The organism is Marinomonas alcarazii (assembly GCF_003208215.1).
In the GTDB taxonomy this organism is placed as follows: Bacteria; Pseudomonadota; Gammaproteobacteria; order Pseudomonadales; family Marinomonadaceae; genus Marinomonas; species Marinomonas alcarazii.
This window is the reverse complement of record NZ_QKLW01000007.1, coordinates 12985-37477: the sequence shown is the minus strand read 5'-3', so window position 1 is coordinate 37477 and position 24493 is coordinate 12985. Positions and strand designations below refer to the sequence as shown.

Annotated in this window: 21 protein-coding genes; 18 read left to right on the top strand and 3 right to left on the bottom strand. The window is 41.0% G+C overall.

The genetic code is table 11. The annotated features are described in order from the left end of the window. Positions 1-81: 81 nt before the first annotated feature. A complete protein-coding gene (locus DFP75_RS13725; protein ID WP_110576623.1) occupies positions 82-1029 on the top strand; it encodes a Wzz/FepE/Etk N-terminal domain-containing protein in 948 nt (315 codons plus the stop codon). Positions 1030-1197: 168 nt separating this feature from the next. On the opposite strand, the gene DFP75_RS13720 is transcribed toward DFP75_RS13725, so the two are convergent. Together DFP75_RS13720 and DFP75_RS13715 are read right to left on the bottom strand one after the other, a co-directional pair. Next, on the bottom strand, positions 1198-1620 hold the full coding sequence (locus DFP75_RS13720; RefSeq protein WP_110576742.1) for a type II toxin-antitoxin system HicB family antitoxin: 423 nt from the start codon (positions 1618-1620) through the stop codon (positions 1198-1200). Positions 1621-1772: 152 nt separating this feature from the next. After that, positions 1773-3263 carry an MBL fold metallo-hydrolase RNA specificity domain-containing protein gene (locus DFP75_RS13715; protein ID WP_110576622.1) on the bottom strand — a complete coding sequence of 497 codons (1491 nt, stop codon included), beginning with the start codon at positions 3261-3263 and terminating at the stop codon, positions 1773-1775. Positions 3264-3643: 380 nt separating this feature from the next. On the opposite strand from DFP75_RS13715, the gene DFP75_RS13710 reads away from it, so the two are divergent. The 13 genes from DFP75_RS13710 to DFP75_RS13650 all read left to right on the top strand — a co-directional run bounded on the left by DFP75_RS13710 (position 3644) and on the right by DFP75_RS13650 (position 18241). Next, positions 3644-3964: a MarR family EPS-associated transcriptional regulator gene (locus DFP75_RS13710; protein WP_110576621.1), complete on the top strand. Its 321-nt coding sequence runs from the start codon at positions 3644-3646 to the stop codon at positions 3962-3964. A 121-nt stretch (positions 3965-4085) separates the two neighbouring features. Beyond that, the gene (locus DFP75_RS13705) at positions 4086-5072 is read left to right on the top strand and encodes an NAD-dependent epimerase (RefSeq protein ID WP_110576620.1); all 987 of its coding nucleotides are present in this window, start codon (positions 4086-4088) and stop codon (positions 5070-5072) included. A gap of 125 nt (positions 5073-5197) precedes the next feature. Then, positions 5198-6373 (top strand): nucleotide sugar dehydrogenase, encoded by a 1176-nt coding sequence (locus tag DFP75_RS13700; protein ID WP_110576741.1) that lies wholly within the window; start codon positions 5198-5200, stop codon positions 6371-6373. Then, positions 6374-7612 (top strand): oligosaccharide flippase family protein, encoded by a 1239-nt coding sequence (locus tag DFP75_RS13695; protein ID WP_110576619.1) that lies wholly within the window; start codon positions 6374-6376, stop codon positions 7610-7612. Next, positions 7609-8205 carry an acyltransferase gene (locus DFP75_RS13690; protein WP_110576618.1) on the top strand — a complete coding sequence of 199 codons (597 nt, stop codon included), beginning with the start codon at positions 7609-7611 and terminating at the stop codon, positions 8203-8205. The genes DFP75_RS13695 and DFP75_RS13690 overlap by 4 nt, the downstream gene beginning before the upstream one ends. Next, positions 8198-9688, top strand: a complete 1491-nt coding sequence (locus tag DFP75_RS13685; protein ID WP_110576617.1) for an asparagine synthase-related protein — start codon at positions 8198-8200, stop codon at positions 9686-9688. Before DFP75_RS13690 ends, DFP75_RS13685 begins: the two co-directional genes overlap by 8 nt. Before the next feature lie 73 nt (positions 9689-9761). Next, positions 9762-10853 carry an EpsG family protein gene (locus tag DFP75_RS13680; protein WP_110576616.1) on the top strand — a complete coding sequence of 364 codons (1092 nt, stop codon included), beginning with the start codon at positions 9762-9764 and terminating at the stop codon, positions 10851-10853. A gap of 217 nt (positions 10854-11070) precedes the next feature. Continuing rightward, positions 11071-12192, top strand: a complete 1122-nt coding sequence (locus DFP75_RS13675; RefSeq protein ID WP_110576615.1) for a glycosyltransferase family 4 protein — start codon at positions 11071-11073, stop codon at positions 12190-12192. Then, positions 12185-13474 (top strand): hypothetical protein, encoded by a 1290-nt coding sequence (locus DFP75_RS13670; RefSeq protein ID WP_110576614.1) that lies wholly within the window; start codon positions 12185-12187, stop codon positions 13472-13474. Before DFP75_RS13675 ends, DFP75_RS13670 begins: the two co-directional genes overlap by 8 nt. Further along, complete coding sequence (locus DFP75_RS13665; protein ID WP_110576613.1) at positions 13471-14301, top strand: glycosyltransferase; 831 nt, start codon at positions 13471-13473, stop codon at positions 14299-14301. The genes DFP75_RS13670 and DFP75_RS13665 overlap by 4 nt, the downstream gene beginning before the upstream one ends. Continuing rightward, positions 14301-15242 (top strand): UDP-glucose 4-epimerase family protein, encoded by a 942-nt coding sequence (locus DFP75_RS13660; RefSeq protein ID WP_110576612.1) that lies wholly within the window; start codon positions 14301-14303, stop codon positions 15240-15242. Before DFP75_RS13665 ends, DFP75_RS13660 begins: the two co-directional genes overlap by 1 nt. A 17-nt stretch (positions 15243-15259) precedes the next feature. Next, the gene (locus tag DFP75_RS13655) at positions 15260-15811 is read left to right on the top strand and encodes a sugar transferase (protein ID WP_110576611.1); all 552 of its coding nucleotides are present in this window, start codon (positions 15260-15262) and stop codon (positions 15809-15811) included. Positions 15812-16261: 450 nt separating this feature from the next. Further along, entirely contained in the window at positions 16262-18241 is a 1980-nt protein-coding gene (locus tag DFP75_RS13650) for a polysaccharide biosynthesis protein (RefSeq protein ID WP_110576610.1), read from the top strand. A gap of 322 nt (positions 18242-18563) precedes the next feature. Here the strand turns inward: DFP75_RS13650 and DFP75_RS13645 are convergent, their stop codons facing one another. Beyond that, a complete protein-coding gene (locus DFP75_RS13645; protein WP_110576609.1) occupies positions 18564-19574 on the bottom strand; it encodes a T6SS phospholipase effector Tle1-like catalytic domain-containing protein in 1011 nt (336 codons plus the stop codon). A gap of 90 nt (positions 19575-19664) precedes the next feature. Here DFP75_RS13645 and galE point away from each other — a divergent pair, with 90 nt between their 5' ends. The 4 genes from galE (at position 19665) to DFP75_RS13625 (ending at position 24491) form a co-directional block, all read left to right on the top strand. Beyond that, positions 19665-20684 (top strand): UDP-glucose 4-epimerase GalE, encoded by a 1020-nt coding sequence (gene galE, locus DFP75_RS13640; RefSeq protein WP_110576608.1) that lies wholly within the window; start codon positions 19665-19667, stop codon positions 20682-20684. Between the two features lie 140 nt (positions 20685-20824). Further along, positions 20825-22222, top strand: coding sequence for a mannose-1-phosphate guanylyltransferase/mannose-6-phosphate isomerase (locus DFP75_RS13635; RefSeq protein WP_245927062.1), 1398 nt, complete (start codon positions 20825-20827; stop codon positions 22220-22222). A gap of 159 nt (positions 22223-22381) precedes the next feature. After that, a complete protein-coding gene (locus tag DFP75_RS13630; RefSeq protein ID WP_110576606.1) occupies positions 22382-23635 on the top strand; it encodes a flippase in 1254 nt (417 codons plus the stop codon). Continuing rightward, complete coding sequence (locus DFP75_RS13625) at positions 23628-24491, top strand: glycosyltransferase family 2 protein (RefSeq protein ID WP_110576605.1); 864 nt, start codon at positions 23628-23630, stop codon at positions 24489-24491. Before DFP75_RS13630 ends, DFP75_RS13625 begins: the two co-directional genes overlap by 8 nt. The last annotated feature ends 2 nt before the right edge of the window (positions 24492-24493 follow it).

Sequence of the window (24493 nt, the reverse complement as noted above, 5' to 3'; positions counted from 1 at the left end):
AATAGAATTGAATAGGATAAAACAGAAAGGGTTGGGTGTTGGTGAGTTAAGACTGGCATTCACATTTTTCTAATATTTAATATGGCTGATAATTACAATCTCCCCCCGCAAGCATACCAACAGCATGACGATGAAATAGACCTCAAAGAGTTATTTTTGGCTCTATGGAAAGGCAAATGGATCATTATATTCGTGACCGCTATTTTTGCAGTTGGCGGTGTTCTTTACGCCTTGTCGCAGCCTAATACCTATAAAGCGGAAGCGGTATTGGCGTCGGCAAACGACAGTAAGTCTGGCGGCCTTGCGGCCATGGCATCGCAATTTGGTGGTTTGGCTTCCTTGGCGGGCATTAGCCTTGGCGGCGGTGGCACGGACAGTAAAGCCATGGCGTTAGCTACCTTACAGTCACGTCAGTTCTTGAATTCATTCATTCACAAATACGACATACTTGTGCCACTAATGGCGGGTGAAAAGTGGAGTGAGCCAACGGACACGCTTCAGTTAGACCCTGAAATATACGACGCACAGAGCAAAACCTGGGTGCGTGAAGTGGAGCCTGGTAAATCCCCAGAGCCAAGTGACTGGGAAGCCTATAAAGAATTCAAAAAGCTAATTGCGGTATCAGAAAGCAAAGATAATGGCCTAGTGACCTTATCCATTACGCATTTATCTCCGACTATTGCTAAGCAATGGGTAGATTGGCTCGTTATCGACATAAACGCCTGGGTGAAAAAAGAGTCTTTGGATGAGACGAAGCGCAATATTAGCTATCTGGAAGAGCAAATTGAAAGAACCAGCATATCAGATATGCAATCTGTGTTTTATCAGCTGATAGAAGAGCAAACCAAAAACCTCATGCTGGCTCAAGTGCAAGAAGAATTTGCCTTTAAAATCATCGACCCAGCCGTTGTTCCAGAAGAAAAAGCCGGCCCGAAACGTGCCTTAATTTGCATACTGGCCGTCTTGCTCGGTGGTATGCTGGGTGCGGCAATAGTGCTTATCCGTTACGCCTTCGCCAAAAAAGACTAATATGGCGTTTATGAAAGCCACAAGACCTACGGAAACCAACGCAACCCGTAGGTCAGATGAGGCGAGGAACGAGGCGTGATCTGACGAATGGTCACAAACCAACGTCGTTAATGACCACATCACACTCCGCTAATGATGGCCTACGAAAACATGACAACCCACCAAATGTTACTTCGATTGCATATAACGGTCGGCTGCTTTGGCTAAAAAATCCGATCGATCTTTAAACTCATGATGAAATCCAACATAGGCATCGACTCGTGCTAATAGCGGTTCAGATAAAGTGATGTTAACGCGTTTTTGTTTGCCTTTTAAGCCTTCAACGGGCACTTCAATGGCTAACCATTCGGTAAACTCTGGGTACTTAGTGCGATAATCAACAAACCCAGTATTTAACATCGATAACATATGTCCATCAGCTATAACCTCTTCTGCCATTAAAAGAATGACCTCTTTGGCGCGATACAATACTTCTTCTTGTTCATCGGCTGCAGAAATACAACCGTATCCTAATTCTTCAAACGCCGGAACAATAATGCCCCATGCTGTGTGGTTGTCCTGTGGGCGTTCTATACCAACCATAAATAACATAATCACCTCGTTTACCATGCCTGACAAACACGCATCCATTGTCTTTAAGTTGTTTAATGAGATCCTTTGAGTTCATGTTTACATCCTTATACCGAACTGGCTTCCTTGGATCAGGATAAATTATACACACGCATAAGTATAATTCGAGTTTTTTACGGCACCACCACTTCACACTTTGGGTACTCTTTTTCAATCAGCCCCTTTAGCGTCCGTTTGGCACCATCATCCCCGTGCACCAAATGAATTTTTTGTGGCTTTACTCGCATGCGATTTATGAAATTCAATAAATCCCGTTGCCCTGCATGGGCGGAATACCCGCTTATTTGCTGTACCTTGGCGTTAATGGCATATCGTTCACCATCGAACATGACATACCCATTGGGTTTATTGTGATACTTCAAAATGTCCCGGCCTGGCGTTCCTGTCGCCTGATAACCTACAAACAACACGTCATTGCGCGCATCGCCCAATAACGCTTTTAAATAATTTACGATCCGCCCACCGGCGCACATGCCGGAAGCGGCGATAACAATGGCAGGACGAGTTTGGCGTTGTAGATAAGAGACAGTTTGCAAATGGGTGGCATGATCATCAATCGTCGTAACTTGCTCAAAACTTAATGGATGACGGCCCGAGCTCAAACGACGTTTTGCCTCGTCATCCCAATAGCTCGCCAAAGACCGATACACATCTGTAAAGCGGCTCGCTAAAGGGGAATCGATAATAATGTCGATGTCCTCCCAATTTAACGAAACCCCAGAACGCGTCTTGCTTACGGCCTTTTGTTTGTTCTGGTGGATAATATGTTCCAGCTCATACAGCAATTCTTGTGTACGGCCAATGCTAAAAGCAGGGATCAACACAGTACCAGAATCGCTTAACGCGTGCTCCAAACTTTGTTGTAGGCGCTGGCGTCTTGTGGCTCGGTTTTCGTGATTGCGATCCCCGTAAGTGCTTTCTAAAACAAGCTGATCAGCGCGATAAGGTGACTGCGGCGCACATAATAAAGGCGAGTAGGGCGCACCCAAATCCCCAGAAAATAACACATCCCAATACTTTTGTTGAATCGTACCTTGTAACTGACGATCAGCAGCACCTTCTGTTCTGTAAGTCGTGCCTTTAGGCCGACAAAAGTCATCGCCCTCAACTCTAAAAATCGCATACGCCGACCCTAATATATGCCCTGCACGGCACAGCTGTACTTGCGCTTTAGCGTTATTGTTTAAAGGAATATTCGTCCATACCTTATAGTCCAACGGCACCAACTGCGATGCCAAACGATCTAAACACGCCTTAATAATACTGGCATTGCGTGTCACCCCTACCTTAAGTGCATCTTCAATCACTAATGGAAGCAATTTAGCACTCGGCTTAGAACAATAAATCGGCCCAGTAAATCCCGCTGCCAATAAATAAGGCAAACGCCCAACGTGATCGATATGAACATGGGTAATCACCAATGCCTGAACAGCTGAAAGATCAAAATCGATTTCTAAACTGTTTGAATCCGCCCCAGACCCAGACGTTTCCGCCCCCTGAAACAAACCGCAATCCACCAGCACAGACTGATCAGAATCGATAAACAACTCATGACAAGACCCCGTCACCCCCTGCACAGCACCATGATGCTTAATATCCAACATACAAATCCTTATGTATCGTTTAAAAGAAGCGCCAAGACTAAACCACAACCCTGATCAGCATCAACCTAACGGTTCCTTTCCCACTCACTTGTCGGTCAGATGAGCCGAGGCACGAGGCGTGATCTGACGAATGATCATAACCAAGCATATCTTTATATCCAAAAACGCTTAAAAAACGTCCACTTTACAAACAATTTTCAAACACATTCTTTGCATAATTCCCCCTCTTGAATTATCATCGTTCACCAATTGAACATGGTCAAATAAACAACGATCAACATCAAACGAGGCAAACGCATGGAAAGCTTATACTCACCGTCACACACTACACCTCTCCACGCCTATTTTTCCTCGTTACTACGCATCACCAAGGTGCAAACATGCTAACCGACGAATACCGCTACAAAATTCTAAAAGAACTGCAGCAAGACCCAGATCTCAGCCAGCGAGAGCTAGCAAAGCGTTTGGGCATCAGCCTAGGCAAAGCCAACTTTTGTCTAAAAGCGCTAATAGAAAAAGGCTCAATAAAAGCAGACAACTTTAAAAACAGCGCCAACAAAACCGGCTACTTATACCTACTTACCCCAAAAGGCATAGAAGAAAAAGTCACCCTAACACAGCGCTTTTTACAAAGAAAAATCGCCGAATACGAAGCCCTAGAACAAGAAATAGAACAACTGCGCAAAGAAGTAAAAACATAAGCGACAAAACCGTAGGTCAGATGAGACGAGGAACGAGGCGTGATCTGACGCACGAGGCGTCTGACGGTAAAAATGAACGAGTAATAAACCGCAAGATTTCAAAGAATATGGAAACAATTAAATGAAGTATTTAGTCACCGGAGCCGCAGGCTTCATTGGTATGAACGTTTGTAAACGTTTGCTAGAAGCAGGCCATAATGTGGTCGGTCTAGACAATTTAAATACCTATTATATGCCAGAGCTTAAGCAGCACCGTTTAGGCCAGCTTTTGCCTTACGCGAATTTTCGTTTTGTGAAAATCGATCTCGCTGACCGTGACGGTATGGCGCAATTATTTGCAAAAGAACAATTCCAGCGAGTGATTCACCTAGCCGCTCAGGCTGGTGTGCGCTATTCCTTAGAAGCGCCGTTCGACTATGTAGACAGCAACCTCGTTGGCATGATGACCATTTTAGAAGGTTGCCGTCAAAATAAAGTAGAGCATCTAGTCTATGCCTCTTCCAGTTCCGTTTATGGCATGAACGCCAAAATTCCGTTCAGTGAATCCGATACAGTTGATTACCCTGTGTCACTGTATGCCGCGACCAAAAAAGCCAATGAATTGATGGCGCATTCCTATTCGCATTTGTATAACATCCCAACTACTGGCTTACGTTTCTTCACCGTGTATGGCCCAGGCGGTCGTCCTGATATGGCACCTTGGTTGTTTACGGAAGCCATTTTGAACGACAAACCGATAAAGGTATTTAATCACGGCAAAATGATGCGTGACTTTACTTACATCGACGACATTGTGGAGGGCGTGTTACGCATTCAAAATGTACTGCCACAAGCGCAACAGAGCCAAGGCACGACAGCGCCTTACGCGATTTACAATATTGGCAACAACCAGCCGATTCAACTGTCTGAATTCATCGAAGCGATTGAAACCGCCTGCGGCAAAACCGCCGAGAAAATCTACATGGACATGCAACCGGGCGATGTACCAAAAACCTACGCAGATACAGCACAACTTGAAAACGCCGTAGGTTACAAGCCCGCCACCACGATACAAGAAGGCATGCTCAAATTTGTTGAATGGTACAAAGACTTTCAGAAAGAGTTATAACGATGTAGGTCGCGCCTTTAGGCCGACAAAAGATGTATCGTAATCTGACTGTTGAATATGAACTTGCAATGAACGATATGATTTTGTCGTTCGACAAAATACATTTGATATTAATGGTAAACACAATGAAAAAATACAAAATCGCCATTGCCGGAACGGGTTACGTTGGCCTATCCAATGCTATGTTATTGGCACAACACAATGACGTCATCGCGGTGGATATCGTTCCTGAAAAAGTGACCATGCTAAACAACAAGCAGTCACCGATTGAAGACGTTGAAATCGAAGATTTTTTAGAAAACAAAGCCCTCAGCTTCACCGCGACATTAGATAAGCAAGTCGCTTATCAACAGGCTGATTTTGTGATTATTGCCACGCCAACCGACTACGACCCAACGACCAACTACTTCAACACTAAATCGGTTGAAAGTGTGATTCAAGACGTACTGGCGATCAACCCACAAGCCGTCATGGTAATCAAATCCACCGTACCAGTGGGTTACACCAAAAGCGTGAATGAAAAATTCAACACGTCGAATATTTTCTTTTCGCCAGAATTCTTACGCGAAGGCAAAGCCTTGCATGACAACTTATATCCATCACGCATCATCGTGGGTGAACGCAGTGAGCGTGCAGAGGTGTTCGCAAACTTACTCGCACAAGGTGCGATAAAAAGCGATATAGAGATACTTTTTACCGACAGCACAGAGGCCGAAGCCGTTAAGCTTTTTTCTAATACCTATTTAGCCCTTCGTGTTGCTTATTTTAATGAGCTGGATACCTATTGTGAATCTCATGGCTTAGACACTAAGCAAATCATCGATGGTGTTTCATTAGATCCTCGCATTGGCAACCACTACAACAACCCAAGCTTTGGTTACGGTGGTTATTGTTTGCCAAAAGACACAAAACAGTTGCTAGCTAACTACCAAGACGTGCCTAATAACCTGATTCGTGCCATTGTGGAGTCCAACTCAACTCGTAAAGATTTTATCGCTGACTCTGTTATTAAACGTAATCCTAAAGTCGTGGGTATCTACCGACTGGTGATGAAAACAGGCAGTGATAACTTTAGAGCCTCGGCCATTCAGGGCATCATGAAGCGCATCAAGGCCAAAGGAATTGAAGTGGTGATCTACGAGCCTGTATTAGAAGAAAATGAATTTTTTCACTCGAAAGTCATAAAAGATATAGAAGAATTTAAAAACGTAACTGATGTGATTATCGCTAATAGACAAGACAAATTGTTGAGTGATGTGGTGGATAAAGTGTATACCCGTGATTTGTTTGGAAGTGATTAAGTGATTCGTAAATTAATCAATTCAGAGGATAAGCGTAGATTAGTAGGTAACTTCTTTTCTCTTGTAGTGTTACGTGGTTTTCAATTCCTAATACCATTGATCACACTACCTTATTTAGTGCGTACTATAGGCTTAGTTAATTTTGGTTTGGTTAATTTTGCCTTGTCATTAGCTATATATTTCGGTGCTGTCATTCAGTTTGGTTTTGGTATTACTGCTACCAGAGAAATAGCGCGTAATAGAGATGATAAGGCTAAATTAAGCCAAATATACTCTGTAACTTTAATGGCTTCATTTTTTTTAGCTGTCATCAGTATTGTTACGTTTGGTTTAATATTGATGATTGTTGACGATTTTAATCAGTACTTGTTTTTGTATTTATTTACTATGGCGTTTGTTGTTTTTCAGAGCCTATTCCCTATCTGGTTTTTTCAAGGTATGGAGGATATGAAATACATTACCTTTTTAAGCCTTGGCACTAATATCATGTTTTTAATTAGCTTGTTTTTCTTTGTAAGACAAGCCGACGATTTTCTATTGGTCCCTTTGCTTAATGCAATTGCTGCATTTATTACTTTTCTCGTATCGATGTTGGTAATAAAAAAACAGTTTGACGTGAAGTTTATATTACCAAAAACTCAGGAAATAAAATCTACCTATAAAAATGGTTATAATGCATTTGCCAGTCAGCTTGCCCCAAATCTCTATAACAATTCTGCGATTTTTTTGTTAGGGCTGTTTACCAACAATACACTAGTTGGTCTTTATACTGCTGCAACAAAAGTTATCGATGCGATGATTTCGTTTGCTTATATTCTATCCAACACATTTTTGCCATATCTTTCACGTAACTTACATAAACATAAAATATTTCAAAAAGTCATGTTGCTATCAGGTTTTGTGCTAAGCATCAGCACTTTTATAATGGCAGAATGGATCACAGTATCCCTATTTAGTGAAGATAATCTTGAAGTTGCGAATTATATTCAATGGTTATCGATTGCTATTTTTTTTGGCTTTGTTTATTTAACCTATAATACAAATTTTTTAATGATCGCTGGAGGTGAGAAAATTGGTAGAAATATTTCCCTATATGTTTCTTCGGTTGCCTTCTTATGGACTATTATATTGACTTGTTTTTTTGGTATTTTTGGCGCGATAGCTTCCTTACTGTTGGCAAGGGCTGCTTTATCATTTTTATCATTTTTCTTTTATAGAAAGGCATTAAAACAATCATGATGACTATAAGTAAAATGTTATTTAAGTTAATTAGTTTTTATTTTAAAAAGAAGGTTTTTTTTATAAAAGACCTTGATGTGGGTGATGGAGTTGTAATAAAAGGTAAGCCTATTATTCAAATATCAAAAAATGCAAAAATAGCACTTGGAAAAAATGTAACCTTGAATTCTCTTAATTATGGTTATCATGCAAATATGTATTCCCCCGTTAAGTTGATGGCAGATAGGGAGCATGCGATTATCAAGATTGGGGATAACACCAGAATAAATGGCGCATGTTTGCATGCTTACAACAGTATAGAAATTGGAAAAAATTGTTTGATTGCAGCTAATGTTCAAATATTAGATGCAAGTGGACATGAACTTTCGTTTGAAAATCCTTCAAATCGAATAAATACAAGCAGTGAAGGCAAACCAGTAGTTATAGAGGATAATGTCTGGATTGGTTTAAATGCAATTATTCTTGCTGGTGTTAGGATAGGGCAAGGGTCTGTAATTGGTGCTAATACAGTTGTTACTAAAGACGTACCGTCTATGGTTGTCTTCGTAGGTTCTCCCGGTAAAGTAGTTAAAAAAGTGGATTTAAATGATTAATCAACACACCCCTAACCAACCAGATCTGTCTCTTAAGTCCGATTTAGCGGGCGAGTTTCCGTTGTATCTTTATTGGCCTAAAGACCAATCTACTCTACTATATTCAAAATCGATGACTGAGTTATTAGGTGATGTACGAGTGCCTAAGCCATTGAAGGTTTGTAGTAAAGGCTTGTCATTTTTATTACAAAGCGGTGTTGTGCCACCTCCGAAAACTGCTTATCAGGATATTTACATTCTCGGTATTGGTGACAAGGCCAAGGTGTCAACGGTCAATGGCCAAATCGACATTCAGTTTAGCCACGAATTTCCGTTTTTAAACGCCAACCGCTTGCAAGCCGATGAAATGCAACCCGATGAAGATTTAATCCTGCAAATGTTGGCCGAAGCGACCATTAGCCGTATTGATGAATCCAAGCCAAGTTTTCTATTCCACAGCGCAGGCAAGGATAGTAACAGCATTGCACTGGCCTTGGCGAAAGCGGGTTGGCAAGACAAAGTTACTTTGATTACTCATAAATCAAAAGGTCAGGCGGATGAAAGTGAGATAAGTGCCAAAATCGCCAAACAACTGGGTTTTAAGCATCAAGTTTTACACGAAGTTGATCAACTACAAGCTGAACATAAACATGCCATCAATGACTATTTTGTGAATGCGCCTTTCCCTTGCACCGACAATGTCACCTTGGCTTATCCACTCTATGCTCACCAGTTACCTGAACTCAAAGGCGCGAATATTATTGATGGGGGTGGTAATGATTCTTACATGATGACACCGCCTACTATGCGAGAGCTTAAAGTATTACCCTTGTCAAAGCTCACACATTACGCCAGTTTTATGCGACATATTGTAAGGTCAGAAAGTCTGTTTTCACCTTTAATCCGCACACCAGCGGAGTGGTGCGGTATGAGTGGGTTAAGTTTTGCCGATACTCAAAAAATACTGCCCAATGCGGAGAATGTGTATTCGTACTGGAAAGAAGTAAGCCAGCTAAGAAAAGACTGGGATTTATTTGACTTTAAAACCAGTATTTTAACTCCTGTCACGGCATCTGAATTACACATTCGAAAAGCTCGTAACTTTGCCGACTCAATTAGCTCAAATTTAGTATTACCGTTTGCTAATCAACAGGTCTCTGAATACTTTGCCAAAATGCCCGAACAACATCTATTCGACCGCAAAGCTTTCAAAAACAAACTTATCCTCCGTAAAATTCTAAAAGACCGCATTGGCCTCGACTCAGATGCACTCGGTAAGTTGGGGTTTAGCTATGATTCCCGTTCAATCGTCCTACAAAACTGGGACTGGATGCTGCAGGAAATACAACAATGTAATCTTTGGCACCAAGCAGACCTTACTAAAATTCTTGGTAGAATGCGAAACAATATGGATAAGAAAGGTTGGCAGGCAAAAGCTGCTCGTTCTTGGATTTATAGGCTTTATTTAATTTCAGCTTGGTATAACAAAAATCAATATTTTTAAAAGCTTGGGTAGTCAAATGTAGTTCTAAAAGGGCTTTTTTATTGAATTTTATTTTTTGGGGTTGTGTTTTAATATGGGGCCTTACTTTTTTATTTTCTTTATTGTTGCAGTGCTTGCATTATTTCATAGTGATAGAGATTACAGAAAAAATCGTGATATAAGCGCATTTTTTGTTTTTTTAACATTAACCTTATTGGCAGGATTAAGAACAAGCCAAGTTGGTGCTGATTATTTAAACTATAAATCAATTTTTTTTGAATTTAAGGGGGTTTTTGATGGTGGGTTGAAGCAAGTTATTGAAGGTGATTATTTTTTTGAGCCGGGCTTTGCTGTTTTGATAGTTTTTATACGTACTTTTACTGATAGTAGTATTTCTTTTTTTATAATGGTAGCCTTTGTTACTTCCCTTATTAATTTTTTTGCAGTTAAAAAAGTTACTGATTTCTTGCTTTTATCTTTGCTTATATTTTTTTCGTATGATTTTTTCACCAACTATATGGTTGCAATTAGATTTGGTATAGCTACAAGCTTTGTGTTTTTAGTTATTTTTTTTCTTGCTCAAAAACGTTTTATTTACTCATTTTCTACAATATGTTTTGCAATGACTTTTCATACTGCTGCTGTTGGGATGTTGTTACCTTTTTTTATGTCATTTTTAAAGTTTAAACGATGGTATATAATTGTTTTAACTTTGGGTGCTCTCGTGTTTGGGTATTTAGGTTTAGGTAAGATTATTTTAAATAGTATGTTGCCAGGCTGGGTGCCACGTGCCGACTCTGCTGAAGCTTACTCAGCTAACTCACAGTATGGAAATAGCTTAGGTTATTTAGGTTTTATTAATGTTAAATACTTATTGATTTCAGTTTTTTTATTTATTTACTGGGACTTGCTTAAAACAAGAGTGAGGTTTTTTGAGTCTATTTGTTTGTTTCTTCTGTGTGCAATGATCATTAGAGTTGGCTTTCATGATTTGGGTTTTATATCTGGTCGAGTTTCTGCTTTATTGGGAGTAGTTGAGATAGTTATAATACCTAGTGCCGTAGTGTTTTTATTCAAGCAAAAGTTAGTATCATTTGTATTCGTTTTTTCTTATGCGCTGATTCATTTGTTTTTTTTACTTTATGTGCGTGGTTTTAGTGAGTATGATTTTCATGGTGTGTTATAGTTTTAAGTTGATTTATATGGCTGTTAGTTGAAGCTCTAAGTTTTTGTGTTGATATTGAAGTGAAAAAAAATCAAGTGAAATTAGATTTTGAATAGTCAAGCGCATTGAAAGTATGCTTTCCGTTATTGAAGAAAGTTTTGTTTTTGTATCTTCACCATTCTTGGGTTCTGAGAGATTTAAGGGATGGGTTGCAATTTAGTATTATTAGAGGTTATTTTTGAAAGTTCTATACATTACATCGACTTTAAAAAAAGCAGGGCCCACATCTCAGCTTTATTACATATTAAGTAATCTTGCTGAAAATATCACACCTGTATTAATAACACTTTCACCAGAGCCGACACAGAGCAGACTCGCTGACTTTGAGATGTTGGGTATTAGGATCTATCAACTAAAATTGAGTCGAATAGAAGGTTTATTTCTAGCTCAAAAAAAAGTTCAAGCAATAGTTGAATCTGAAAAGCCAAGGGTTATACATTCACAAGGTTACAGAGGCGATCTTCTTGCGTCTAATTTTGCAAAATTATTACCAGTAGTTTGTACTGTTCGTAATTTTCCTCAACTTGACTTTGCAATGACTTATGGGCGTTTTATCGGCCGGGGGATGGCTTATAGGCAATCACTTGCTTTGAGGAAGGTAGCTTGTGTATGTGCAGTTTCTGACGCTGTAAACAATAACCTCGAGCAAACTTATGATATAACTGATGCAGTTACAGTACTTAATGGGGTAGATACTGAGAAGTTTTACCGTGCCAATATAAAACAAAAAACATCTCTTAGAAAACAATACGGTATTAGCGAAAAAAATAGGGTATGGATATCATCTTTAGGTAAAGATAGCAGAAAAAATTCAGTGACAGTTGCAACTGCTTTTAAACGCTTTTTAACTAAGAATCCTGAGGATATGTTGATTTTTATCGGTGATGGCCTGCAAAGAGATGAATGCGAAAAGATTGCGGCTGGTAATCAGCAGTTTAAATTTTTTGGTAAAGTGAGTAACGTGTCTGATTACCTACAAATGGCAGATTATTTTGTATCTGCGTCTCGTGCTGAAGGTATGCCTAACGCAGTTCTTGAGGCTATGGCATGCGGTCTACCATCTATTCTGTCTGACATTGCACCCCATAACGAGATACACTCACTGAACCCGGACGGATGTATTGTTTTTGAAACTGAAAGTCACAATGACTTATATGACAAGCTTGTGGAACTAGTAAAAGTTGAGCAGAATTATATGGCAGATGCCACCTTCGTCGTTGTAAATGAGCATTTTAGTAGTAAAGCAATGTCTACTAACTATCAACAGCTCTATCGTGAACTGGTACAAAAATATGAGTAATGATGAATTGAAAAGTAAAATTAGTAGAAGGCATATTGCTACCTTTGCAAAGCATATGCTTTGTCCCTATAGCATATTAAATACTGATCAAAATGGCGTATTATCGAAGCAAGGTGTGAAAGACTTTAAAATGTATCCATACCGTATGCGATCTGATTTTTATGCAGGTGATAGTATTGCTAATGATGATGTTTTGCTAGAAAAAATTTCAGAAACATTAGGTGGTGGCGATCGTGGTAAACGACCTTTGTTGTTACTGAGTGATGGCAAAGATTCTATGAGCTTAGCATTAGCTTATGCTTACTTGGGGAGAAAAATTGACACCATTACTTTTTTAAGGCGTGATGATGAACAACTGAAAAATTTTATATCCTCGACCTGTAATAGGCTTGGGCATACAGCACACTTTGTCGAAGTTGATGAAATCTTAACGGGCTTTGATAAAGAAACATTTCTAGCGGCATGTAAAGAAATGAAAACTCCAGTGTTAGATCAGGGGTTTTTGTTCTTTTTATTTGGTTTACAGACATTTTTTAGTAAAAATAATTTTAATCCAATTGATTATTTAGTTGTTGATGGACTTGGTAATGATGAAACTTTTGGTTATTTACCGTCAAAAAATCAGATTCGATCTTTTAGGTTGGCTAAGCTAGGGTTGTGGCGTTTACTTCCTCCTTTTAGTCGTAGTTTTAAGTGGTATTTACGTTCTCCAGCTGAATCACATGGAGATTTGTCTGCTTTGGCTTGTTTTTATCCTATTAGTGCAAGTTATGATTTAAATGCATACTTTTCAAAAATAGAAGCTGATACAGAAGCATTATCTTTCATTGACTTCAGAGCTTTTTCACGAGGTTCTTTTCACGATCATCAGTGTATGATGGGGAAAACCATCACTTCAGCTAATTACCTTGGTGCTGCTATTGTATTTCCATGGATAGAGCCATCGCTGGCAAATTATGTATTTAATTTGCCTCAAGTGGCAAAGTTTGATTTTTCTCTTTTAACAAATAAAGTGGCGTTGCGTCAACTGTTGGAAAACAAGTTAGGTTGGCAGCAGCAAAAAAGAGGCGTTGATTTGTATTTCGATTTAGATATGCCATCTTTTAAGGCAAACATATTGGCCGCAATTGTACCTTCTAATCTGATTCAGATAATCGATAGTAATCGATTGCTACCAGAGTACGTTAAAAAGCGAGCATATCTCGAGCTATTAAATCTCTATGGATTTTGTCTTGGTCAAGGTATGTCAAAATCTGACATCGAGGCTCTGTTGCTCAGATGATAGCTTTTTCAGTGCTAATGTCCGTTTATGCAAAGGAAAATCCGCAGTGGTTACGTCAATCTTTATCCAGCATTCTATGTGAACAGACGGTAAAGCCTACACAGCTGATACTAGTAGCTGATGGCCCGTTAGGGTCTGAGTTAGAAGGAGTTATTACTTATTTCCAGCAGCTGTTCAATGACATAATTGAAGTACTTCGTTTACCTCATAATGTTGGTCTGGGGTATGCGTTAAATGAAGGTTTACAGCTATGTAAGTTTGATTTAGTTGCACGTATGGATGCTGATGATATCGCTTTGCCGGAGCGATTCACCCGTCAGCTAAACTTTATAACGCAAAACCCACATATTGATATAGTTGGTAGTTATGCTGAAGACATGGATGCGACCGGAGCTACAATTGACGTTCGTAAAGTGCCCCTCGTCATGGAGGAAATTCATGCATTGATATGGTCATGCCCTTTAATTCATCCATCTGTTATGTTCAAAAAAGACGTTGTACTTAAAGCAGGTTCTTACTCAAAAACCTTAAAGCGGCGGCAAGATTATGATTTATGGTTTCGCTGTGCTCGAAATGGTGCCTATTTTGCAAATATCCCCGAGGCTTTAATTCGCTATAGAATTACTGATAATACCTACGCTAGAAATAGTCTGAAAGTGTCGTGGCAACAAGCAATCATTGGCTATAAAGGGTGTCGAGCTCTCTCATTAGGTGCGAAAGCGCATATCGGAGTTTTTTATCCTGTAGTCAAAGCATTACTGCCATTAAAGGCTAGAAAAGCTCTTGAGGGTTTAATAAAGAGGTTTGATCCAAGAGGGGGGCAATAGTGATAACTTCGCGTGTTTTACTAACGGGTGTCAGTGGCTTTGTAGGTTGCCAACTCCTAAAAAAGCTAGGTGGAAAAGAGCTTGTTCTCGTTGGACGCACACCTCTAATGCAAAATCGACACGCTTTTTTTCAGATGCTGCTGGATGGTAGTTCTAGCTATATATCAGCTTTGGATAAAGTATCGGTTGTCATCCACCTTGCCGCCCGCGTCCATATCATGAATGACTCCTCTTCTGATCCGCTTGCTGAGTTTCGCGTCGTCAATACTGAAGGTACGTTAAATCTAGCTCGCCAAGCGGCAGAGGCGGGTGTTAAGCGGTTTATCTTTTTGAGTTCGATTAAGGTAAACGGTGAATCTACTTCGGATCGTAAACCCTTTACGGCTTCTGATATGCGTAACCCAGAAGACCCTTACGGCATGTCTAAATCCGAAGCAGAAGAGCAGTTATTGGCACTAGGCAAAGAAACGGGCATGGAGATTGTGATTATCCGCCCGCCTTTGGTTTACGGTGAAGGTGTAAAAGCCAATTTTGCGTCTCTGATGAAACTGGTTGGTAAAGGTTTTCCCTTACCATTTCGATCGATTAATCAGAATAAACGCAGCTTAGTTTCTGTGTATAATTTGGTGGATTTGATTAAGGTGTGTATTGATCACCCCAACGCGGCAAACCAAGTGTTTTTGGTATCGGATGATCATGATTTATCCACGGCTCAAATGGTTGCTTTGATGGCCAAGGTTCAGGGTAAAGCAAATTTATCGCTCCCTGTGCCAGTCTGGTGTTTCAAATTGGCGGACAAGCTTTTTAAGAAAGAGGCCGTGGTGGATCGCTTGGTTGGGTCTTTGCAGCTCGACATCGAGCACACTAAAAAAACGCTTGATTGGGTTCCGCCTTATTCTGTTGAGCATGGATTTGCCTTGGCAGCGAAGAAAAAAGATTAAAAATTGGATTGAATGAAATGATTAGGTTATTGGATTTGGTGTTTTCTTTGTTGGGCTTGGTGTGTGGCTCACCTGTGTTGTTGGTGATTTATCTGATTGGCTTATTTGACACAGGCTCACCTATCTTTCGTCAAGAGCGCGTAGGCCGTAACAAAAAGCCGTTTGTTTTGGTGAAGTTTCGTACTATGTCGGTGGATACGGCGTCGGTGGCGAGTCATTTGGCCTCTACCAGTTCTATTACGCCTTTGGGCGGTTTTTTACGTAAAACTAAATTGGACGAACTGCCGCAGCTTTGGAATGTGTTAAAAGGTGAAATGAGCTTGGTTGGCCCGCGTCCTGGGTTGTTTAATCAAACGGAATTGACTCAAGCGCGCGATGCAAAAGGCGTGTTTGACGTGCGTCCTGGTATTACTGGGTTGGCGCAGATTTCAGATATTGATATGTCGACACCTGAGTTGCTGGCGGAAACCGATGCGAAGATGATTCAGAGTTTGTCATTGAAATTGTATTTTTCTTATATCATCAAGACAGTAACGGGCAGTGGGTCGGGCGATAGAGTGAAAGGGTAAGTATTGTTTATTGCAATTTTTAATGCACATTATTTGCAAGTTTTACGTAAAACGTTTTTACTTAGGTTTGGTGTAGGTTGCGTTCTAGTATTGCGTTTTTATATTTGTAGATAGACGTTTTTGTCGCCCTAAAGGCCGACCTACGGGTAATTGGTTATATTAGGTTATGCGTCAGATCACGCCTCGTTCCTCGGCTCATCTGACCTACGGGGAATGATTGGGGAGGATTGTCAGATCACGCCTCGTGCCTCGGCTCATCTGACCTACGGGGAATGATTGGGGAGGATTGTCAGATCACGCCTCGTGCCTCGGCTCATCTGACCTACGGGGAATGATTGGGGAGGATTGTCAGATCACACCTCGTGCCTCGGCTCATCTGACCTACGGGGAAGTTAGTTTTTAAGGATGGTTAGTAAACATGATGTTTAATTTTAGTACATATAGGTGTACATGATGGTAAAAAAATTGGATTTTATTTGGTCTCTTCCTCGTTTTTATAAGCGCCTTATTAGCCTTGCTGTTGATAGTTTTTTTGTTTACCTTGCTTTTATCTCTGCTTACTGGGCGCGTTTGGGCGAGTTTAGCGGCTTCCAAGGGCATGCAGTTTGGTTTGTTCTCATCGGTACTATTGCTGTCACGCTGTTGGTTAATATCAAGCTTGGCTTGTACCGGGCGGTTCTGCGCTATTTAACTTTTCATGCGTTTAGTGCGATTTTAGTGGGCGCTGCCATTTCGGCATTGAGCATTACCTCTTTTGCGTATTTTTTTGAAGCCAGCATTCCGCGTACTGTGCCTATTATTTACTTCCCTTTTTTGGTTATGTTGTGTGGTGGCTCTCGTGTTTTGATCCGTGGTTTATTGACGCAAGCGCCACAAAAAGGTTCTGAATCTGTGTTGGTATTTGGCGCTGGATCCACTGGTCGACAGCTGACTTTGGCGCTTCGTCAGGCGTCTAGTTATCGCGTGAAGGGTTTTATCGATCGTGATCAATCTTTAGAGAATACTATTATTCAGGGAGTGCCTGTTTATCATGTCGATAAAGTGGGCGAGCTGATTGAAAAATATGATATCGAGAAGGTGTTGCTGGCTATCCCTAAGGCGAGCCGTTCCGAACGTAAGCAAGTCATTGAGCAGCTTATGCCTTATCCCGTTGAAGTACTGACTGTGCCAGATTTTAATGACATTGTTACGGGCAAGGCCAAGGTAAGTGAACTGCAAGATGTGGCCGTTGATGATTTGCTTGGTCGTGATGTTGTGGAACCTGTTGCTTCGTTAATGCAGGCGAATATTTCTGGTAAAGTGGTCATGGTTACGGGGGCGGGCGGTTCGATTGGTTCTGAACTGTGTCGTCAGATTATTGCTCAGCAGCCTAGTACATTGATTTTATTTGATGTATCTGAATATGCGGTGTATCAGATAGACAAAGAGCTGACCGAAATTATTGAACAAGAGTCTTTTAATGTCAGAATTGTGCCTTTAATTGGTTCTGTTCAGCGTATTAATCGCTTGGCATCGACAATGAAGGCGTTTGGTGTAAATACGGTTTATCATGCTGCCGCTTATAAACACGTGCCATTGGTTGAATACAATGTGGTCGAAGGGGTGCGTAATAATGCCTTTGGCACCTATTACTGCGCCAAAGCGGCGATTGAGAGTGGCGTGGAGTCTTTTGTACTAATTTCTACTGATAAAGCGGTGCGACCGACTAACGTCATGGGCGCAACCAAGCGCATGGCAGAGTTGGGCTTGCAAGCTTTGGCTGAAGCAGAAGCAAACAAAGCTGCTAAGCAAGAAAAATTTACCCGTTTCTGTATGGTACGCTTTGGCAATGTGCTTGGCTCGTCTGGTTCGGTTATTCCTGTCTTTAAAAAACAAATTCTTGAAAACCAGCCTATCACTGTTACTCACCCAGATATTATTCGCTATTTCATGACGATTCCTGAAGCAGCGCAGTTGGTTATTCAAGCTGGCGCGATGGGCAAGGGTGGTGATGTATTCGTATTGGATATGGGTGAGCCAGTTAAGATTGTCGATTTGGCAAAAAATCTGATTCGTTTGTCTGGACTAGAAGTGAAATCCCCTGAAAACCCTAATGGCGATATTGAAATCCAGTTTACTGGGTTACGCCCTGGTGAGAAGCTTTTTGAAGAGTTGTTGATTGGCGATTGCGTAGAAGAAACCCAGCATAAGCGTATTATGACGGCTAATGAGCGGTTCTTGTCTTTGTGTGATTACGAAAAAACGATGGCAGAGCTGGATCAAGCTTGCCACGATTTTGACCATGAAAAAGTACGTGAGATATTGATTAGTGCACCTACCGATTTTCAGCCAACCGATGGCATTGGGGATTTGGTGTGGAGTGCGAAAAATGCGTTAGATCAACAGTTGGTTGATTCAAATGTTGTGCAATTGAAAGGGCGTGTTTTATAGGACCAAGGTCAAGGACATAACCCCACCCTAACCCTCCCCTTGATAAGGGGAGGGAACAAAGATCAACAGCAGAACCCCATCCTAACCCCCTTGATAAGGGGAGGGAACAAAGACCAAGAGTAGAACCCATCCTAACCCCCTTGATAAGGGGAGGGAACAAAGACCAAGAGCAGAACCCCATCCTAACCCCCTTGATAAGGGGAGGGAACAAAGACCAAGAGCAGAACCCCATCCTAACCCCCTTGATAAGGGGGGGAATTGTCAGATCACGCCTCGTACCTCGGCTCATCTGACCTACGGGTTATGTGGTGTATAAGTGGTTTTATCGTTTGGAGCGCCAGAGTATGGCGGGTGTTGGGCAGTGTGCAATGGGGAAGTAGCCAATGTTGCTGCGGATACGCTGAGCAACGCTTTGGTGCCAGTTGGGAGATAGGGCTCGGTTGGGTTGGTCGTTTTCCAATACGCAGCAGTGTCGTGGTGCAAGGGTGATTTCTCGCCATGTTTTTAAGTGGCGATGTTGATAGTGTATTTTGCCTAGGTGCTTTGGTTCTATGGTGAGTAATGTCTGCCAGTGCAGTGGCCGATTCTTTGCTAGACGTGCTGTTTGGTAGCTGCGTTGTTTGGTCTGTTTCTCTATCCAGTCTATCAAGAGGCGCAGCACTATGTCTCCTATCCCATCTTTGCGGTAACCACCGCCAATATCCGAATGCACACCTGCTAGCCAAATTTCAACGGCTCTGTCGTCATGGTTAATTAGTGTGGGGCGAAAGGCGAGGCGTTGTTCATCTAGTGCAACAAAATGTAAGGCTCGGTGTACTCCCTCTGGCAGTGTGTTTCCATGTTCGAATACCACTTCTGTGCTGGGGCGTTTTGCTTTATTTAGGTTTGGCATACCGACGGAAGCCACGGTATCGATAACGGCTTCTATGATAATAGGGCGTTCGATCAGTGGCGTGATGAGTGCGGCGAAGCGTCTTGCGAGCGCTGCGCCTCGGCTAAAGCCGATTAAGACAATATGGCGAATGGATGGCGTGTAATGTGTTTTGAAGTCGTTTATGGCGCGATTTAAAATGTTGGCAACGTGACCGGATTCGATGGCAAAGGCGGCATTGAGTTTCTGCTCTAGCCAACTGCCATAGGTGCCAATGCCCGCATAGTAAAAACTGCGATGAGGTGAATGAGTTGGCGCACTGTTTGTCTGATGTTGTAACTGGCCACCAAGTAACAAATGGGATTTTAGTACATTGGTGATGCTAGAAACGCTGTGTGCTGGTGCGAAGGCGTCATTTGGGCTATTGTCCGTGCCATCGAAATGAAAAAATAACGTCGACATACTTGTCTCCTTGTTGTGTTGAATACCATCTTCCTGATGGTTGTCGTTAGAATAACATGGTTTTTTGTTTTTTTATTTTTAGGGGGAAGGATGTTTGTTTTGGTAACGGGTGGAACAGGCTTTATTGGTAGTCATACTTGTGTTGAGCTGTTAAACCAAGGTTATGATGTTGTCGTGGTAGATAACTTATGCAATTCGAATATTGAAGTTTTAAATAGAATAGAGCGTATTACGGGAAAGCAGGTGACTTTTTACCAATTAGATTTATTGGATAAAACTGCTTTAAATCAGGTATTTGAGGCTCATGCTATTCAAGCGGTAATTCACTTTGCCGGGTTAAAGGCGGTAGGTGAGTCGACCAAAATCCCTTTGGCTTATTATCATAATAACTTAACTGGTACGTTAAACTTGCTTGATGTCATGGCTGGGCATGGCGTATTTGATTTGGTGTTTAGTTCTTCTGCTACAGTATATGGAGAAAACAACCCAATTCCTTATGTTGAGCATTTCCCTCTTAGTTCGACCAGCCCTTATGGTCGAACTAAGGTGATGATAGAGCAGTTTTTGCAAGACGCTTATGCTTCGGATACTCGCTGGAATGTATCTTTATTGCGTTACTTTAATCCAGTTGGTGCGCATCCGAGTGGCTTGATGGGTGAGGATCCTCGTGGAATCCCTAATAACCTTATGCCTTTTATTACTCAAGTGGCCGTGGGGAAGCGTGCTCAATTAAGTGTGTTTGGTGGTGATTATGCAACACATGATGGTACGGGCGTGCGTGATTATATTCATGTAGTGGATTTGGCTTTGGGTCATATTAAGGCTTTGGAGAAATTGGCGAGCCAAACCGTAAAAAGTATTGATGCCTATAATCTTGGTGCAGGTATTGGTTTTAGTGTTTTAGATGTTGTTCAAGCCTTTGAAAAAGCCTCTGGGCAGGCTATTCCTTATGAGATTATGCCAAGACGTGCTGGTGATATTGCAGAATTCTATGCTAACGCGGAAAAGGCTCGTGATATCTTGGGCTGGGAAGTCAGCTTGTCTTTAGAGGATATGTGTCGGGATGCATGGCGTTGGCAATCGAGCAATCCGAATGGGTTTGATGTGTAGATTTATTTATGGGGTGGTGTTTATGCGACCCCATATTAGCTTTCCTCCTTTATTTGTCCTTCTTTAATCCATTCTTATATTTCTTATTTCCTACTTTTGCTAGAATGTCGGGATTAGTTTGCTATTGGCGATGTTTTTTTGTGAAGATTGTTCCTGTAATTTTGTCGGGTGGTGTGGGCAGCCGTCTTTGGCCGTTATCTCGTGAATTTTTTGCTAAGCAATGTCTGCCTTTGACGGATAAAGAATACAGTCTTTTACAGCAGACTATGCTGCGCACGTTGGCTTTGGATGTGGCGGCCCCGATTGTGGTTTGTAACGAAGATCATCGTTTTTTGATTGCTCAGCAGCTGCATTCAATTGGTGTTAAAAAATCCACCATTCTGCTAGAGCCTAACGGACGTAATACGGCGCCTGCTATTGCATTGGCGGCGCTTGAGTCTATACGCAGCCAATCTGACGATACTTTGATGCTGGTGTTGCCAGCAGACCATGTTATTCGTGATATCGCGGCGTTTGAGGCCTCGATTAAGCAAGCGGTTGAACTGGCTAACGATAATGCTTTAGTGACTTTTGGTGTTAAGCCTACTCGGCCAGAAACGGGTTACGGTCATATTCGTGCAGGTGAAAACTTCTCTGTGCTGGAGTTTGTTGAAAAGCCCGACCTTGAAAAAGCGCAGGCGTATTTAGATTCAGGTGATTACCTGTGGAACAGCGGTATGTTTTTGTTCCGCCCCAAAGCCTTTCTAGATGAACTGTCTGTTCACCGCGATGATATTTTTCAAGCGGTTCATAATGCTTATCAACAACGTTCCGAAGATTTAGATTTTGTACGCATAGATGCGGATTTGTTCGCCCAATGCCCTGCAGAGTCTATCGACTTCGCGGTGATGGAGCCTACTAAGAAAGCCAAGGTGGTACCTTATGCAGGGGATTGGAGTGACATTGGGGCATGGGATACGTTGTACGATTACGCAGATAAAGACGCTGATAATAATGTCCTGTTAGGGGATGTTATGTCAGAAGGTTCGTCTAATTGCTTTATCCGTTCTGAATCTCGTTTGATTGCGGCTGTTGGTGTGCAAGATTTGGTCATCGTCGAAACGGCCGATGCTGTTTTAGTGATGGACAAAAACAACGCTCAAGATGTGAAGAAAATTGTGAAGCGCATTAAAGCCGAAGGTCGTGAAGAACATATGTATCACACAATAGTGCATCGCCCTTGGGGAACCTATCAGGTAGTCGATGCTGGCGAGAGACATAAAGTGAAGCGCATTGTAGTAAAACCAAGCGAGAAGTTAAGCGTGCAAATGCATCATCATCGTGCCGAGCATTGGGTGGTGGTATCTGGTACGGCGAAAGTGCAAATTGGTGATCGTGAGATTTTGCTGACCGAGAACGAGTCTACTTATATTCCTGTTGGTGTGATTCATGCCTTAGAAAACCCAGGTAAGGTTCCGCTTGAATTGATTGAAGTGCAGTCAGGTAGCTATTTGGGTGAAGATGATATAGTGCGGTTCAGTGATTGGTATGGGCGTTAGGAGGATTGTTTGCATGTTTACTGTCCAAAGCCAATAGTCATGGTTATAATGCATTCAATTGTGCTTACTAAGCTCAACCTATCTGGTTACTCTCCATAGCTATGGCTGCATTGCTTTGACTTGGAATATTCTAGAACTTTTTGATGAAATGCGGGCCGTATGTCTCTTGCGAAAACTGAAAATAGGACTTTTTTAGCAAACGCTTCCTTTCTTGCCTTAATGCAAGCTGCTAATTCTTTTCTTCCTCTATTGACGGTGCCTTTTTTAGTTCGAGTACTGGGTGTCGAGTTATTTGGGCAGTTGGCCTTTGTTACCGCTGTGATGTACTACTTTTTTGTATTGACTGACTATGGTTTTAATTTAACAGCGACGAGAGATATTTCAATTAATCGATCTGATATCAATAAAGTCAATGAAATATATACGTGTGTTTTTTTCATTAAATCTGTTTTGATTGGTATGAGTTTTTTATTGTTAATGGTTGGTTTTTTTGTTTTTCCTACTGTTATTGAAAATTGGCCTTTATACCTTTGCTCGTTTCTTGTCATTGTTTGGCAGTCTTTGTTTCCTACTTGGTTTTTCCAAGGCATGGAAAAAATGAAATACATTACCTATTTAAGTGTTCTAGCAAAAATATTGTTTACTGTTGGTATATTTGTTTTTGTTCAAGGGCCTGAGGATTATCTTTTGGTGCCGATTCTAACCGCTTTAGGGTTGTTTTTTTCAGCATCTTATGCTGTGTATTTAATTCATTATCAACATGGTGTTTCGTTCGTGTTTGTATCTTGGGCATTGGTTAGAAAAAATATCATTGATGGTTGGTACGTTTTTTTATCTCAAATGAAAATAACTCTGTTTAGTTCTACTAATATTGTGATATTAGGAATAATGACTGGTCCTGTTGCTGTCGGTTATTATGTGGCTGCTGAGAAAATTATGCGAGCATTGGCGTTAGCACAGACTCCTATAACGGGCGCATTGTTTCCGTTAATTGCCAATAAGATGAAAAAAGACAAAAAATTGGCGATGCAAAAGTTAAAGAAGATTGCTTACCTAGGCAGTGCTTTTTATCTTTGCGCACTTGGTGTGGGTTATTTTTTATCGGATTATGTTATTGCTCTTTTGTATGGTGATGATTTACAGGAAAGTGCTTGGGTCTTGAAAGTTATGTTGATTATTCCCTTGCTTATTTTTCTTAATAACATTTTTGGTACTCAGATCCTATTAAATACAGGTCGTGAGAAACTCTTTTTTTATGTTTTATTGATTGCTGCGATACTGAGCTTGGTTTTGTGCTTTAGTTTGACATATCTATATTCCTATCAAGGTACGACAATAGCCTTATTGATAACCGAAGTGTTTGTCGTTTTAGCTTTTTTCGTTCTCGTTTACAAGGATTGGGTACATGCATAGACCTGATGGTGTAGTCGTTTTATATAATCCTGATGAATCTATTTGGTTAAATATTACCTCATATATAGATCATGTTAATTTGCTGTATGTTGTCGATAACTCAGAACAAAAAAATATAAACCTTGTTGAAAAAATAAAAAGTCATCCTAATGCTATTTACATTGATAATGAATCGAATCTGGGGATCGCCTCAGCCCTAAATAGGGGGGCTAAAGAGGCAATAAACAACAGTGCTTCTTGGTTATTAACCATGGATCAAGATAGCCGATTTGATGAGACGTCATTGCAGTCATTGATTGATTTTGCGTATTCTTTACCAGAAGATCATAAAGTGGGCGTTTTGTCGCCTGTCCATAAAACTATTAATACCGCTATTCCTGTAATTAAAGATGATATATCGACCGTTGAAGTCGATAGTGTTATGACGTCAGGTAATTTAATTTCTCTTAAGGCGTTTCAGACTGTCGGAGGATTCTTAGAAAAATACTTCATAGATTGCGTTGATCATGAATATTGCCTAAGGGTAAAGAGCAAAGGCTTTAAAGTACTCTTATACCAAGTCTGCTACTTAGAGCATAACCTTGGTGATATTGCGTGTTCAGATTTTTTTGGGCGTAAGGTTTATTACACCAATCATAGTGCCGTTCGACGTTATTATAGTACGCGAAATCGGTTGGATTTGTTCTTTAGGTATGGCATTAATTTTCCTGTATTTACAAGTCATGAGCTGTTTAAAATATTAACTGAAGGGGTTAAGGTTTTGCTTTTCGAACAAGACAAATTGAAGAAGACTCTATTCATGTTTAAAGGTTTTTTTGACTTTATATGTCAAAAATTTGGGAAGATTATTGATTAAGG

Excerpts from the sequence above, each read along its gene's own strand:
- DFP75_RS13670 (WP_110576614.1), top strand. The coding sequence starts at position 12,185 with ATGAGTAATGATGAATTGAAAAGTAAAATTAGTAGAAGGCATATTGCT.
- DFP75_RS13655 (WP_110576611.1), top strand. The coding sequence starts at position 15,260 with ATGATTAGGTTATTGGATTTGGTGTTTTCTTTGTTGGGCTTGGTGTGT.
- DFP75_RS13625 (WP_110576605.1), top strand. The coding sequence starts at position 23,628 with ATGCATAGACCTGATGGTGTAGTCGTTTTATATAATCCTGATGAATCT.
- DFP75_RS13665 (WP_110576613.1), top strand. The coding sequence starts at position 13,471 with ATGATAGCTTTTTCAGTGCTAATGTCCGTTTATGCAAAGGAAAATCCG.
- DFP75_RS13690 (WP_110576618.1), top strand. The coding sequence starts at position 7,609 with ATGATGACTATAAGTAAAATGTTATTTAAGTTAATTAGTTTTTATTTT.
- DFP75_RS13720 (WP_110576742.1), bottom strand. The coding sequence starts at position 1,620 with ATGTTATTTATGGTTGGTATAGAACGCCCACAGGACAACCACACAGCA.
- DFP75_RS13630 (WP_110576606.1), top strand. The coding sequence starts at position 22,382 with ATGTCTCTTGCGAAAACTGAAAATAGGACTTTTTTAGCAAACGCTTCC.
- DFP75_RS13715 (WP_110576622.1), bottom strand. The coding sequence starts at position 3,263 with ATGTTGGATATTAAGCATCATGGTGCTGTGCAGGGGGTGACGGGGTCT.
- DFP75_RS13680 (WP_110576616.1), top strand. The coding sequence starts at position 9,762 with ATGGGGCCTTACTTTTTTATTTTCTTTATTGTTGCAGTGCTTGCATTA.
- DFP75_RS13650 (WP_110576610.1), top strand. The coding sequence starts at position 16,262 with ATGATGGTAAAAAAATTGGATTTTATTTGGTCTCTTCCTCGTTTTTAT.
- DFP75_RS13725 (WP_110576623.1), top strand. The coding sequence starts at position 82 with ATGGCTGATAATTACAATCTCCCCCCGCAAGCATACCAACAGCATGAC.
- galE (WP_110576608.1), top strand. The coding sequence starts at position 19,665 with ATGTTTGTTTTGGTAACGGGTGGAACAGGCTTTATTGGTAGTCATACT.
- DFP75_RS13645 (WP_110576609.1), bottom strand. The coding sequence starts at position 19,574 with ATGTCGACGTTATTTTTTCATTTCGATGGCACGGACAATAGCCCAAAT.
- DFP75_RS13705 (WP_110576620.1), top strand. The coding sequence starts at position 4,086 with ATGAAGTATTTAGTCACCGGAGCCGCAGGCTTCATTGGTATGAACGTT.
- DFP75_RS13700 (WP_110576741.1), top strand. The coding sequence starts at position 5,198 with ATGAAAAAATACAAAATCGCCATTGCCGGAACGGGTTACGTTGGCCTA.
- DFP75_RS13685 (WP_110576617.1), top strand. The coding sequence starts at position 8,198 with ATGATTAATCAACACACCCCTAACCAACCAGATCTGTCTCTTAAGTCC.
- DFP75_RS13710 (WP_110576621.1), top strand. The coding sequence starts at position 3,644 with ATGCTAACCGACGAATACCGCTACAAAATTCTAAAAGAACTGCAGCAA.